The sequence below is a fragment of the Pseudomonas sp. RIT288 genome (assembly GCF_000631985.1).
Taxonomy (GTDB): Bacteria; Pseudomonadota; Gammaproteobacteria; order Pseudomonadales; family Pseudomonadaceae; genus Aquipseudomonas.
This window is the reverse complement of the sequence record NZ_JFYN01000041.1, coordinates 125,031-138,131: the sequence shown is the minus strand read 5'-3', so window position 1 is coordinate 138,131 and position 13,101 is coordinate 125,031. Positions and strand designations below refer to the sequence as shown.

Genomic DNA, 13,101 nt, shown 5'->3' with positions numbered 1-13,101 from the left:
GGCAGCTCCTACAGGTGTACGCCGATCCTATGTAGGAGCTGCCGAAGGCTGCGATCTTTTGACCTCGGCCCGTTTCGTACAGGAACCAAGCATGAGCCTACTGACACGCCTGCTGGCGCGCGGCACTGTCGTGCTCGCCCATTCGGCATCCAAGCTGCAATCGCTGCAAATGCGCCTCACCGCCGGTGAAGTGAACGACGATCTGGAGCACTTCGAACCCTACGGTTTCACCAGCAACCCGCTGGCCGGCGCCGAAGGCATTGTCACGTTTCTCGGCGGTGACCGTTCCCACGCCATCGCCCTGGTGGTCGCCGATCGCCGTTATCGCCTGCAGTCGCTGGCTTCGGGCGAAGTGGCGATCTACACCGACGAGGGCGACAAGATTCACTTCAAGCGCGGGCGGATCATCGACATCGAAACCGCCACCCTGAACATCCGCGCCAGCAGCGCGGTGAACTTCGACACGCCGGTGATCAATCAGACCGGCAAGATCGTTTCCACCGGTGATCAGCTCGCCGGTGGCATCAGTCAGATCAAGCACGTGCACGTTGGCGTGCAGGCCGGCAGCGGCCAGACCGGTGCGCCGGCAGGAGGCCAATGATGTTCATCAGCCAGAACCTCCACGCCGCACTGACCCGCGCCGTGCTCATCAGCCTGTTCACCTGGCGGCGCGCCGCCGATGACGACGCCCTCGACGACGAGGAGCGCTTCGGCTGGTGGGGCGACAGCTTTCCCACCGTCGCCGACGACCGCATCGGTTCGCGGCTGTGGCTTTTGCGTCGAGTCAAGCTGACCCGACAGACCCAGATGGACGCCGAGTTCTATGCCCGCGAAGCCTTGCAATGGCTGATCGACGACGGCCACTGCAGCGCCATCGACATCATCAGCGAACGCCTTGACGCCCAGCGCCTGAACCTGCGCACGGTCCTGACCCTGGCCGACGGCGAACGTCTGGACATCAACCCCGATAACAGTTGGCAGGTGATCTATGCCGTTTGAAACCCCTTCGCTGCCGGTGCTGATCAAGCGCACCCAAAGCGACCTGGCCGGCGATTCGCTGCGCCAGTCCGATGCGCAAGTGTTGGCCCGCACCCTCGGTGGCGCCGCGTATGGCCTGTACGGTTATCTCGACTGGATTGCCGAGCAGATCTTGCCGGACAAGGCCGACGAATCGACCCTGGAACGCATCGCCGCCCTGCGCCTGAACCAGCCACGCAAACCGGCGCAAGTCGCCACCGGCAGCGTCAGTTTTACCGCGACCGCCGGTGCGGTGCTGGATGTCGACACGCTGTTGCAAGCGAGCGATGGCCGCACCTACAAAGTCACCGCCGCGCGCACCACCGTCAATGGCAGCAATACCACCACCATCGCGGCGCTCGACGCTGGCAGCCTGGGCAATGCCGATGGCGGTCTGGCACTGAACCCGGTGCAGCCGATCGCCGGCGTGGTCGGCAACAGTTTTGTGGTGCTCGCGCCCGGCCTCAGTGGCGGTGTGGCGCGGGAAAGTCTGGAGTCGTTGCGCTCGCGGGTGATCCGCTCTTATCGCGTGATCCCCCACGGCGGTTCGGCCAGCGACTACGAGACCTGGGCGCTGGAAGTGCCGGGCGTGACGCGGGCCTGGTGTCGCGGTGGTTTCCTTGGTCCGGGCACGGTGACGGTGTTCATCATGCGTGACGAAGACCCGCAACCAGTGCCCAATGACGAACAACTGGCGGAGGTTCAGGAGTACATCGAACCGCTGCGTCCGGTGACGGCGGAGGTGCACGTGCAGCGGCCGATTCAGGTGCCGGTGGTGTATCGCTTCAAGAGCGTCAATCCGGACACCAGCGCTGTACGCGCCGCTGTTGAAGCGCAACTGCGCGACCTGCACAACCGCGAGGCCGATCTGGGTGTGCCGCTGCTGATCAGCCATATCCGCGAAGCCATCAGCAGCGCCGGCGGTGAGTACGATCACACGCTGACCGCACCGACCGCTGACGTGCCTGCCGGGCAAAGCGAACTGCTGACCTTCGGAGGCTGCGTATGGGGGGCATAAGAACCGCCGCGCAATATCAGGCGCAGCTGCGCGCGTTGCTGCCGAGCGGCCCGGCGTGGGACCCGGAGCGCGTCCCGGAACTCGAGGAAGTGCTGCAAGGCGTCGCCGTCGAACTGGCGCGTCTCGATGCCCGCGCCGCCGACCTGCTCAACGAGATGGACCCGGCGGGCGTCAGCGAATTGGTGCCGGACTGGGAGCGGGTGATGGAGCTGCCCGACCCGTGCCTGGGCGCCACACCGCTGTTCGACGACCGCCGCCTCGCCGTACGCCGCCGCTTGCTTGCGGTCGGCAGCCAGGCTGTCGGCTACTACCTCGACATCGCCAAAAGCCAGGGCTACCCCAACGCCAGCATCACCGAACACGAAGCCCCACGCATGGGCCGCTCGCGTTTCGGCGCCGCGCACTGGGGCACCTGGGAAGCGCAATTCATGTGGACCCTCAACACCGGCGGCCGCCTGCTGCTCGGCCGGCGCTATGGCGCGAGCTACTGGGGCGAGCGCTTCGGCGTCAACCCGGGCTCGGCACTGGAGTGCCTGATCCACCGCAGTGCGCCGGCGCATACCAAGGTGCACATCAATTATGACTAGGGAGGGATGACGGGATGGATTATCCGAAAAGCATGCCGGGTGTCGGTCTGGTCAACAGCCGTTTTGTCGATGAAAACCCGATCACCGGGACCCCCGGATCGTTGATTCCCGCGGAGTGGGGCAACGCCCTGACCGAGGAGGTTTTGACGGTTATCAAAGCTGCCGGGATCGAACCCACCGAGGGGCTCAACACGCAATTGCTGGAGGCGTTGCGCGGAAAAAAGCTATATGAGACGCCACCTCAATTCGATGTCAGTCAGAAGGTTGCGACGACAGAGTTTGTTCAGCGCGCGCTGGGCAGTCTGGCGGGGCAGACCAACTATGTAGGGGATGTGACGCTGACGGTGGCTGATGTTGGCAAGCTATCAGTCTTCACTGGCCCATGTACGGTGACTCTGCCTGATTGGTCCAGTGTTTCTCCAGGTGGACTGGTCAGCATTCTGAGCAGCACCGGTAGTTTGACGGTAAAGGCTCGTAGTGGTGAAAGTCTGAGCACCATCAATGGGGTACCCACTACCTCCTTGTCATTTGCAGGGGGGTGTTTCGTAACCTTCAGGCGACTGCTATTGGGTGGGGGGTGGGGACTGGACTCCGGCGATGGCGCGCTCAAATATTCGCCGATGTTTACCGCTTCCCTGGGCGACAACGGCTATCAGCGCTTACCCAGCGGCATGATTTTGCAGTGGGGAACGGCTTCGGGGGGAGGGCTGAGTGAGACCGTCACTTATCCGATCGCATTTCCCAACAAAGTGCTTCTGCTGTCGGGAGGCGATATTTCTCCGGCATTCGCCGACCTGCGTTTCTCCTTGTGGAAACTCTCGTCAAGCCAGTTTCAGCGCTTCTCAAATGGCGACCCCGGCGGGTGGAACTGGTTCGCCCTGGGCTTCTGACGATAAAGGTGAGGACGATGAAATACATTCATTTCGATGCCCAGGGCGAACTTCTTGGGCGCTACGACTCGGCTATTCACCTGCAGATTCCTGCCGGCGCGGTGGAGATCTCCGACGAACTGTTCCTGCGCACGATTGACGAGCGCGACGGCATCTGGCGATACACCGACGGCAAGGTCACCAAACATTCTTTGCCAAACGCTTCGCAAGTGGTTGATGGCGAGCGAAGAGCTACCGCTCTGGCGCGCCGTGATGAGCTGTTGGCCGAAGCCGATCAGCAAACCGTCGGCATGGCGGACGCCTACATCGCGGGCCTGCTCGATGCAGACGATATGCAGCGATTCAAGGCATTCGCCACCTACAAACTGGCGCTGAACAAGATCGACAAGCAGCCGGGCTATCCGCAAAACGTGGTCTGGCCCGTCTTGCCCGCCTGAGGCCTGTTCCGGTCGAAACCTGAAAACCAGTCTCACAAACCATCACTCTGAATAACGGGAGGTCCGTCCGTGGACTATCCAAAAAGTGTGCCCAGCGCCGGTCTGGTGAATGGCAAGTTTATTGATGAAAACCCTCTGACCGGGACCCCGGGATCGCTGATCCCGGCAGATTGGGGCAACGGGGTTACGCAGGAAATTCTCAACGTGATCAAGGCCGGGGATCTGACTCCGGACGAGAAGAAATACGATCAGTTGTTGCAGGCGATTCAGAGCGTTTCGGCCAAGGGCTGGAATCTGGATTCGGCGTTGCCGATCGGGTCTTTGCCGACCGCGACGGTGGCGACGCCGGACGGACGTCTGGCGATCACTCCGGCAGCGGTTGCCACCAGTGGCGGACGGATCTCGATTCCGGCGGGCGTGCTGATCAGTCTCGGTCAGGAAGTGGTGGCCGGGCAGTTGGGGCGTGCGCGTACGTTCACCACCCAGGTGTGGAGCAGTCCCGATTTGCTGCCAAGTACCGGCTACTTCCTCCGGGCGCAGGTGATTGCGGGCGCGCTGACCTTCTATATGCAGCGCGGCACGATTTATGACGCTGCACCGGAAGGGTTGAAGGGAACGGTCAATGGTGCGGCGGGCGGTGGTTTCCAGTCGACGCCGCTGGACATCTGTCTGGCCTGGGTCGTTACGGCGGGACCTGGGTCTACACCCATTGTCAGGGCGATCTACAACCGTAACCGGTTGTCGTGGACGCAGACCGTCAATGGCAATGGCGTGGTTTACCTGCCACTTGATCCGCATGCTCGAGCGGCGCGGTTGGTAGTGGGTAACCCCACGCCGCATCCCACCGGGATTACCAGCGTGAACTTCGCGCCGACGGGTTGGCTGGGGGGCAACTACTGCTACCTCAACCCGACCGTCGGTACGTCCAACAACTGGGATGGCTGGGCAACAGCGGGCGGCGCGGTGCTGATTTTTTCCAGCAACGTGGTCAGCGATACAACGGTTTCGACCTTGACAGCCAGCTTCGATCACAACGAATTGCGCTCGCTGTGGCAGTCGTACCAGGCCGAACATACGTTGGGCGCAGGCAATGCCGCCAGTGACGAATTGTTGTTCAGCATGGGACTCAAGAGTGTTGGCCCGGCCGATTACGCCAATGGCATCGCGGTTAATTTTTCTGCAGCGGTAAACGTGAATTTTTCCTGGGAGTTGATCCGATGATCATCATTCAAGAACTGCATCAGTTCGAGGAAGGCTTGCGTCCGGCCCAGCCGTCCAGTGCCCATGATTGGAATGGAGAAAAGTGGCAGCTGAATGCGTCCAGAGTCGCCGAGATGGAACTTCAGGAAGGCGAACAGCTGTGTTCCAAGGTCGACGCGGCGGCCGACAGTGCTCGTACCGTTTTGGCCGGCGACCCGCTCAAAGCCATGGAGTACGCCCAGGCTGCTGCCGACGCTCAGGCTTATCAAGACGCCGGTTATCCGAAAAAAGAGGTGCCGTTGTCGGTTGCTGCGTGGGTAGTCAAAGGTCGAACTGCCAAACAGGCTGCCGAACAGATTCTGAGCAAGGCCGAGCAACTCACCGACCATTTGCTGACCCTGCGCACCTTGCGCCTGAAGGCCAAAAACCAGATCCGCGCGCATGCGGCCAAAGGCAATCCCGATCTGGCGCGCCGTGCTGGCGATGACGCGTTGGCGGCGATTCGCGAACTGCTCAGCGGCCACACTTTCTAGTCGCACCGTCTGCGTGCTGCATCACTCAAGCCCACTTCACCGTGGGCTTTTTATTTTCAGAAAACAGACCGCCGCTGGCTCGCACTCGCGATCGCCACGACGCGGTTCATTTGTTATTTCAGAGGAACGAAAAACCTATGGATTATCCAAAAAGCGTCCCCAGCGTCGGCCTGGTCGATGGCCGCTTTGTCGATGAAAACCCGGTGGCAGGGACACCGGGGTCGTTGATTCCGGCGGTGTGGGGCAACAGCGTGACTCAGGAGATCCTGAGTGTGATTAACGGTGGCGGGCTGGTGGCTTCTGAAGCTGATACCGCTCAGTTGTACAAGGCGATTCAGTCGATCATCGGCAGAGCGAGCCCGATGCGTTCGGTCATCACCCGACTGGCCGCGTCGAAAACCCTGACCGAGGCCGAGCTTGGCCTGGTGCTGATCGACGGCAGCCCAGGGCCAGTGACCTTGCTGCTGCCACCGGCCAACGCCGCACTCGGTGTGCGCGACGTGATTGTTCGGCGAGTGGACAACAGCGGCAATCGCATGGTCATTCAGGCGTCAGGTACTGACGGGATTCGTTTTCACACTCATCTGTCGGCCAGCGGTTATCCGTTCTTCGTATTGATGGGCGGCGGTGACTGGTGGCATTTGCGCAGTGATGGGGCCGGGAGCTGGTGGCCGGTAGGTCGTTTTGACAATACCCCGTTGGGGCGGCCGTTTTTCGAGACGACCCTGATGCTCAGTCCCGGTGGGTACGGTGCGCTCAATGGCTCCGTCATGAAACGCGCGGAATGGCCGTGGCTGTGGGACCACGCCCAGCAGTCAGGAATGCTGGGGGCAGAAGCGTTACGCGTAGGCACTGAGGGGAAATGGACCACGGGTGACGGTGCTACGACCTTTCGTGGCCCCGAAGGTCGAGGGGAATTTCTGCGGGTTCTGGATGAAGGTCGTGGTGTGGATGCCGGGCGTGCGATGGGTACTTTTCAGCCTGGATCGACGCATTCGTATGCGATGGGGGCGAATGGCGGTGGCGCGGTCGGATCGCGCTGGACGGACAGCCTGACGGCAGTGGGCGCGGACACTCGGGAGGAACCTCAATATGTATCGGGGCTGAGTAATGGCGGACCGATTTTTCCAGTGGGTACCAGTTATCAAATGGATCCGGCAGCAACATTGCTCTACGCCTTCAAATCCCGCCCGCGCAACATCGCCTATCCCGGCCGCATCAAACTCATCTGAGGCACTTTATGTTCAATTATCTATTTGATGGCTCGGGCGCTCTGTCCGGGCCTGTCGAGTTCATTGTCACGCCGGGCATTGGCATCCAGTTACCCGGTAATGCTGTTGAGCTGGCGTACGAATTGCCTGAGCCGGAAACCGGCCGTAGCTGGGCACTGATCAACGGCGTACCGCGTGAGGTGATCGATCGCCGTGGCGTGGTTTATCGCAAGGATGGCGGCGCGCAACAGATCTGGACCGAGCTGGGTGAGTTGCCGGACACCCTGACCGCGCAACCATGGCCAGGTGAGTTCCACATCTGGCGCGACAACGCCTGGGTACTGGATGAGCAGGCTCGTTTGGCGAGCGTCAGACAGCAATGTCTCGGCCAGCGCGACGCATTGCTGCGCGATGCCGTCCTGCGCATCGCGCCGCTGCAATACGCCGAAGACATCGGCGATGCCAACCATGACGAACAACTGCTGCTGATCGAATGGAAGCTTTACAGCGTAGAGCTGAACCGGATCGAAAAGCAGGCCGGATTCCCCGACAAAATTACCTGGCCCGTTGCACCCGGATCAGCAGTAAACACCTGACTCACACACAAGGAGAAGTACCGTGGACTACCCAAACAGTGTCCCGAGTGCCGGTCTGGTCAACGGCAGGTTTGTCGATGAAGACCCGCTGACCGGTAAGCCGGGGTCGTTGATTCCGGCGAAATGGGGCAATAGCGTTACCCAAGAGTTGTTGAATGTCATCAATGCTGGCGGCACCACTCCGACGGAAGCGAAAGATGATCAGGTGCTAACCGCATTGCGCAGCAACAAGTTGTTTTTGACTTCACCACAGTTCTCCAATGATCAGTCGATGGCGACCACCGAGTTTGTTACGCGGGCGGGATTACAGTTCTCCGGTTTTGCCTCCTACGCCGCCAGCACTGTGTTGAACGCTGCGAATATTGGCGGTGTCGCGAGTTTCTCCAGTGCCAGCGCGTTGACTGCGACGCTGCCTTCTACCAATGGTGTGGCCCATGCGAGCACGATTCACGTAATCAACGCGGGTAACGGCGTGTTGACCGTCAATCCTTCCGGTAACGATGGGCTCCTCACCTGTAATGGCACATCCGGCCCGCTGAAGTTGGGTATTGGTGACACCGCCTACCTGATCAAACTCACGGGACAGTGGCGCCTCTATGGCGGCTCGGTGAGTGATCGATATGCGTCGGCGCACTCCGGTGTGTACGGCAACATTGGCTACCAGCGTTATGCCAGCGGAAATATCGATCAATGGGGTGTTGGCACGACGGATGCCAATGGCGATGTCAACGTGGTCTTTCCGATCTCTTTCCCTACCGCGTTTTCTTCGATCATCGCCATGCACGTAGGAGGCGATGGAGCGATGGTCATCATGTACGCGAACTCTGCATCGAAGCAGGGTTGCCGTCTGAAAGTTCGAAGCTACAGCGGCGAAGTGTCTGCAGGTTGGGGTATCAACTTCTTCGCAAAGGGTTATTAAATGAATCCGTTCAATGTCTTGTTCAGCGCCAGCACCCGTGGGGTTTATGTTCCCGCTATCAACTCATCGGATATTCCGGATGACGTCATTGAAATCCCCCAGACCTATTGGATATCACTGCTACAGCAACTGGCGGTGAGTGCAAAAGTGGTCGGCGTGCACGCGGATAACGGTTATCCGACTCTGGTTGATCCACCACCTTATTCGGCAGAGGAAGCGGCCGATGCTGAACGTCGCTGGCGTACAGCACAACTGGCTGCCACCGATGGTCTGGTAGCACGTGACCGCGATGAACTCGAGGATGGCGGCGGTACTACATTGACCACCGAGCAATACGCCGAACTGCAAACCTATCGCCGTGAGTTGCGGGACTGGCCGCAAGGCTCATTTTTTCCGTTCAGCGAGCATCGGCCGGTAGCGCCGAGGTGGCTGGCTGCTGCGCTGTAATTCATCAGGGAAGTTGAAATGGATTATCCAAAAAGCGTTCCCAGCGTCGGGCTGGTGAACGGCAAGTTCGTCAATGAAGACGCCGTCGCCGGCCTGCCCGGATCGCTGATCCCGGCAACCTGGGGCAACAGCGTTACCGATGAACTGTTGAATGTCGTTAAATCTGCGGGTCTTGAACCCAGCGAAATCGATGCCACGCAGTTGTTGCAGGCGCTGAAAAAAATCAGTCAGGCCGGTGAAGACAAGCATGCGACCGATATCGGTGCCGCCAATCTGTACATGGCCAACTACGTGCCCGCCATCGCTACGTTGAAAGACGGTCTGGCGCTGCGCTTTACCGCTGGCAATGCCAATACCGGGGCGAGCACGTTTGCGCCCAATGGCTTGCTGCCCAAGCCGCTGGTGAGTCTGGCGCTGAGTGCGCTGCGACCTGCCGAAATTGTCGCCGGCAGTATGTGTTCGGTGGTGTACAGCGCGGCGCTGGATAGTTGGGTGCTGGTGTATGCCAGCGGTGGCGGTGCGGCGAGTGGGCGCTTATTGGGAGTGAAGACGTTTACCTCGTCTGGCACTTATGTGCCGACGGTGGGGATGAAGAATGTGCTGGTCAAGGTCGTCGGTGGTGGTGGCGGGAGTGCGGGAATTGCCGCAACCACCGGCAGTGAGATCGGAGTATCGGGAGGTGGTGCTTCCGGCAGTTATGCTGAAGCCTGGATTCCCTCTTCAAGCGTTGGTAGCAGCCAGATTGTGACAGTGGGTGCTGCTGGCCTCGCGGGTGCTATCGGGGGGAGTGCCGGGCCCGGGGGAACCAGTTCAATTGGATCTCTTGTCTCTGCGCCTGGCGGTGGCGGAGCACCGAACGTCGGTGTAGTTGGAGTTTCACAGTTTGGCTTGTTTGTCGGTGGCGCGCCTGGCATTGCGGCCACTGGTGCAAACATTGTCAGTAGCGCAGGTGCAGCCGGCAGTCCTGGAATTTGCGTCAACGGTTCGATTCTTCCGGGACATGGTGCACTTTCCCCTTTGGGGGCGGGCGGCGCTGGCACCAGTGCCGCCGGAGCTGTGGCTGCACCCGGCTCGGGTTATGGTTCCGGAGCGGGCGGCATCGCCAACGCCCCGAATCAACCGGGTAGACCCGGCGGTGCCGGAGCCCGTGGCGTTGTAATCATCTACGAGTACGCCTGATGAAAACCTACGCACGCATCGTCAACAACGCCGTGGTCGAACTGTTCTCGACTGACGGCAACATGGCCGAGATGTTCCACCCGGATCTGATCTGGGTCGATATCACCGACATTACTCCGCTACCGCAAATCGACTGGAACGCCAACTTCGGCACCCTCGGCTGGGTGTTCACAGCCCCCGAAGTCGCGGCACCGAACAACACCCTGACAACTCTGGCAAAAAAATGGCTGGGGGCTGTTGCCCGTCAACCATGATTCAATCGGAGCATCCAGGGAGGATTACGCATTATGCAAATAACCGAAGACAACCTTAAAACCATCATGCCCAACGCCCGCAGCCAAGCGGGCGTTTTTGTTTCTGCACTGAATAACGCAATGACTCGCCGCCATATCGACACGCCAAAACGTATCGCTGCGTTTCTCGCGCAAATCGGCCACGAGTCGGGCCAGTTGCAATACGTGCGCGAACTGGGCAACAACCAATACCTGAGCAAATACGACACCGGCACGCTGGCGTTACGTCTGGGCAACACGCCCGAGGCCGACGGCGACGGGCAGAAGTATCGCGGTCGCGGGCTGATCCAGATCACCGGGCGCAGCAACTATCGTCAGTGCAGCCTCGGCCTGTTTGGCGACGAGCGCTTGCTGTCCTTGCCGGAATTGCTTGAGCAACCGCAATGGGCAGCGGAATCGGCGGCATGGTTCTGGGAACAGAACGGCCTGAACGATCTGGCCGATCGCGACCAGTTCAACAGCATCACCCGCCGAATCAACGGCGGGTTGAATGGCTTGCAGGATCGTCTCGACATCTGGGCGCGGGCGAGGGCGGTGCTATGTCCATCTCCTGGCGCCTGATCGGCGTTTTGCTGCTGTTCGCGGTAGCAGGCGCGCTGGCCTGGCAGTTTCAGGACTGGCGCTACGGGCGGCAACTGGCAGAGCAGGCGCAGTTAAACGCCGACACTCTCAATCAGCTGAATGTGGCCGCAGCCAGCGCGCAGCAGGTCGAGCAGGATAAACGTCTGGCCCTCGAGCGACGCCTGGCGGCCAGTGAACAAACCCACTATCGAGCCATGAGCGATGCCCAACGTGATCAAGATCGCCTGCGCGATCGTCTTGCCACTGCTGATCTGCGCCTGTCAGTCCTCATCGACGCCGGCGATGCTGCCCAAGGCTGCGGGGTGCCAGCCACCGCCGGTGCCGGCGGCGTGGATCATGCAGCCGTACGCGCCCGAATTGACCCGGCGCATGCTCAACGAATTATCGCCATCACCGACACCGGCGACCGCGGACTGATTGCCTTGCAGGCGTGTCAGGCCTATGTCAGAGCGCTGGCGCCCGAACATTTTGAATGAGTCTGTGTATTGAAAGCGCAACCGGGTCGTGTACGGTGGTAGTCATTCCACCCGATCCGGAGCGCACCGTGAAAGAGATCACTCAACTGGCTGCCGAGCTTGGCCGACGTTTGCAGTTGCTCAATGCCCACGTCACCACGGCCGAGTCGTGTACCGGTGGCGGGATTGCTGAGGCGATCACGCGGATTCCGGGGAGCTCGGCGTGGTTCGAGGCCGGTTATGTGACCTACTCCAACCGGCAGAAGACCCAGCAACTGCATGTCCCCATCGAATTGTTCGGCACGGTGGGTGCGGTCAGTCGCGAAGTCGTCGAGTCGATGGTGCGGGGCGCGCAGAAGCACAGCCTGGCGCGGTTCGCCGTGGCAGTCAGCGGCGTGGCCGGGCCCGACGGTGGTACACCGAACAAACCGGTGGGCACCGTATGGCTGGCCTGGGGTGTGGGCGATGCGGTTTCCAGCGAGGTTCAGCACTTCCCCGGCAACCGCGACGAAGTGCGCCGACAAACGGTGAAGGCCGCGCTAGAGGGGCTGCTGCGACTAGCGGCACGAGAAATCGAAAATCAGGGGTAGGCGATCCGCGAACGCTGTGGAATAATACTGGCTACTTATACAGGTGTTGGCCGTCAGGCCTTATTGATTACGTGAGGACTTTAATGGACGACAACAAGAAGAAAGCCTTGGCTGCGGCCCTGGGTCAGATCGAACGTCAATTCGGCAAGGGTGCCGTAATGCGTATGGGCGATCAGGACCGTCAGGCGATCCCGGCTATCTCCACCGGCTCTCTGGGTCTGGACATCGCACTCGGCATCGGCGGTCTGCCAAAAGGCCGTATCGTTGAAATCTACGGTCCTGAATCTTCCGGTAAAACCACACTGACGCTGTCCGTGATCGCCCAGGCTCAAAAAGCCGGCGCGACCTGCGCTTTCGTCGATGCCGAACACGCCCTCGATCCTGAGTACGCCGGCAAACTGGGCGTCAACGTCGACGACCTGCTGGTTTCCCAGCCGGACACTGGCGAACAGGCGCTGGAAATCACCGACATGCTGGTGCGCTCCAACGCCGTCGACGTGATCATCGTCGACTCCGTAGCCGCCTTGGTACCGAAGGCTGAAATCGAAGGCGAAATGGGTGACATGCACGTGGGCCTGCAAGCCCGTCTGATGTCCCAGGCGCTGCGTAAAATCACCGGTAACATCAAGAACGCCAACTGCCTGGTGATCTTCATCAACCAGATCCGCATGAAGATCGGCGTGATGTTCGGCAGCCCGGAAACCACCACCGGTGGTAACGCGCTGAAGTTCTACGCCTCGGTTCGTCTCGACATCCGCCGTACCGGCGCGGTGAAGGAAGGCGACGAAGTGGTCGGCAGCGAAACCCGCGTCAAGGTTGTGAAGAACAAGGTGGCGTCGCCGTTCCGTCAGGCCGAGTTCCAGATCCTTTACGGCAAAGGCATCTACCTCAATGGCGAGATGATCGACCTGGGTGTGCTGCACGGTTTCGTCGAGAAGTCCGGCGCATGGTATGCCTATGAAGGCACCAAGATCGGTCAGGGCAAGGCCAACTCGGCCAAGTTCCTGGCAGACAACCCGGAAGTCGCTGCCAAGCTCGAGAAGCAGTTGCGTGACAAACTGCTGTCGCCAGCAGTGATCGCGGACTCCAAGGCCTCTGCGGTCAAAGAGACCGAAGACGACCTGGCTGACGCTGATATCTGATAACA

Annotated in this window: 18 protein-coding genes; all 18 read left to right on the top strand. The window is 60.5% G+C overall.

What is annotated here, in order from left to right; translation table 11 throughout:
- Positions 1-91: 91 nt before the first annotated feature.
- A complete protein-coding gene (locus BW33_RS22265) occupies positions 92-601 on the top strand; it encodes a phage baseplate assembly protein V (protein ID WP_047601237.1) in 510 nt (169 codons plus the stop codon).
- Positions 601-999: a phage GP46 family protein gene (locus BW33_RS22260; RefSeq protein WP_047601236.1), complete on the top strand. Its 399-nt coding sequence runs from the start codon at positions 601-603 to the stop codon at positions 997-999. Before BW33_RS22265 ends, BW33_RS22260 begins: the two co-directional genes overlap by 1 nt.
- Positions 989-2,035 carry a baseplate J/gp47 family protein gene (locus BW33_RS22255; protein WP_047601235.1) on the top strand — a complete coding sequence of 349 codons (1,047 nt, stop codon included), beginning with the start codon at positions 989-991 and terminating at the stop codon, positions 2,033-2,035. The genes BW33_RS22260 and BW33_RS22255 overlap by 11 nt, the downstream gene beginning before the upstream one ends.
- The gene (locus tag BW33_RS22250; RefSeq protein ID WP_007964344.1) at positions 2,023-2,622 is read left to right on the top strand and encodes a YmfQ family protein; all 600 of its coding nucleotides are present in this window, start codon (positions 2,023-2,025) and stop codon (positions 2,620-2,622) included. The genes BW33_RS22255 and BW33_RS22250 overlap by 13 nt, the downstream gene beginning before the upstream one ends.
- A 14-nt stretch (positions 2,623-2,636) precedes the next feature.
- Positions 2,637-3,512 (top strand): gp53-like domain-containing protein, encoded by an 876-nt coding sequence (locus tag BW33_RS22245; protein ID WP_052032741.1) that lies wholly within the window; start codon positions 2,637-2,639, stop codon positions 3,510-3,512.
- Between the two features lie 17 nt (positions 3,513-3,529).
- Entirely contained in the window at positions 3,530-3,949 is a 420-nt protein-coding gene (locus BW33_RS28090; RefSeq protein WP_052032740.1) for a phage tail assembly chaperone, read from the top strand.
- 69 nt (positions 3,950-4,018) lie between these two features.
- Positions 4,019-5,170, top strand: coding sequence for a hypothetical protein (locus BW33_RS22235; RefSeq protein ID WP_047601234.1), 1,152 nt, complete (start codon positions 4,019-4,021; stop codon positions 5,168-5,170).
- Positions 5,167-5,682 carry a hypothetical protein gene (locus tag BW33_RS22230; RefSeq protein ID WP_047601233.1) on the top strand — a complete coding sequence of 172 codons (516 nt, stop codon included), beginning with the start codon at positions 5,167-5,169 and terminating at the stop codon, positions 5,680-5,682. Before BW33_RS22235 ends, BW33_RS22230 begins: the two co-directional genes overlap by 4 nt.
- A 137-nt stretch (positions 5,683-5,819) precedes the next feature.
- A complete protein-coding gene (locus tag BW33_RS22225; RefSeq protein ID WP_047601232.1) occupies positions 5,820-6,914 on the top strand; it encodes a hypothetical protein in 1,095 nt (364 codons plus the stop codon).
- Positions 6,915-6,922: 8 nt separating this feature from the next.
- Entirely contained in the window at positions 6,923-7,489 is a 567-nt protein-coding gene (locus BW33_RS22220) for a tail fiber assembly protein (protein WP_047601231.1), read from the top strand.
- Positions 7,490-7,511: 22 nt separating this feature from the next.
- Positions 7,512-8,408, top strand: a complete 897-nt coding sequence (locus BW33_RS22215; RefSeq protein ID WP_047601230.1) for a gp53-like domain-containing protein — start codon at positions 7,512-7,514, stop codon at positions 8,406-8,408.
- A complete protein-coding gene (locus tag BW33_RS22210; protein ID WP_047601228.1) occupies positions 8,409-8,855 on the top strand; it encodes a phage tail assembly chaperone in 447 nt (148 codons plus the stop codon).
- Between the two features lie 18 nt (positions 8,856-8,873).
- The gene (locus tag BW33_RS22205) at positions 8,874-10,034 is read left to right on the top strand and encodes a hypothetical protein (RefSeq protein ID WP_047601226.1); all 1,161 of its coding nucleotides are present in this window, start codon (positions 8,874-8,876) and stop codon (positions 10,032-10,034) included.
- Positions 10,034-10,288 carry a hypothetical protein gene (locus tag BW33_RS22200; protein ID WP_047601224.1) on the top strand — a complete coding sequence of 85 codons (255 nt, stop codon included), beginning with the start codon at positions 10,034-10,036 and terminating at the stop codon, positions 10,286-10,288. Before BW33_RS22205 ends, BW33_RS22200 begins: the two co-directional genes overlap by 1 nt.
- A 33-nt stretch (positions 10,289-10,321) precedes the next feature.
- Positions 10,322-10,888 (top strand): glycoside hydrolase family 19 protein, encoded by a 567-nt coding sequence (locus tag BW33_RS22195; protein WP_047601223.1) that lies wholly within the window; start codon positions 10,322-10,324, stop codon positions 10,886-10,888.
- On the top strand, positions 10,867-11,385 hold the full coding sequence (locus tag BW33_RS22190) for a lysis system i-spanin subunit Rz (protein WP_047601222.1): 519 nt from the start codon (positions 10,867-10,869) through the stop codon (positions 11,383-11,385). The genes BW33_RS22195 and BW33_RS22190 overlap by 22 nt, the downstream gene beginning before the upstream one ends.
- Before the next feature lie 68 nt (positions 11,386-11,453).
- Complete coding sequence (locus tag BW33_RS22185; protein WP_047601221.1) at positions 11,454-11,954, top strand: CinA family protein; 501 nt, start codon at positions 11,454-11,456, stop codon at positions 11,952-11,954.
- An 83-nt stretch (positions 11,955-12,037) separates the two neighbouring features.
- Positions 12,038-13,096, top strand: a complete 1,059-nt coding sequence (recA, locus tag BW33_RS22180) for a recombinase RecA (protein WP_003222269.1) — start codon at positions 12,038-12,040, stop codon at positions 13,094-13,096.
- The last annotated feature ends 5 nt before the right edge of the window (positions 13,097-13,101 follow it).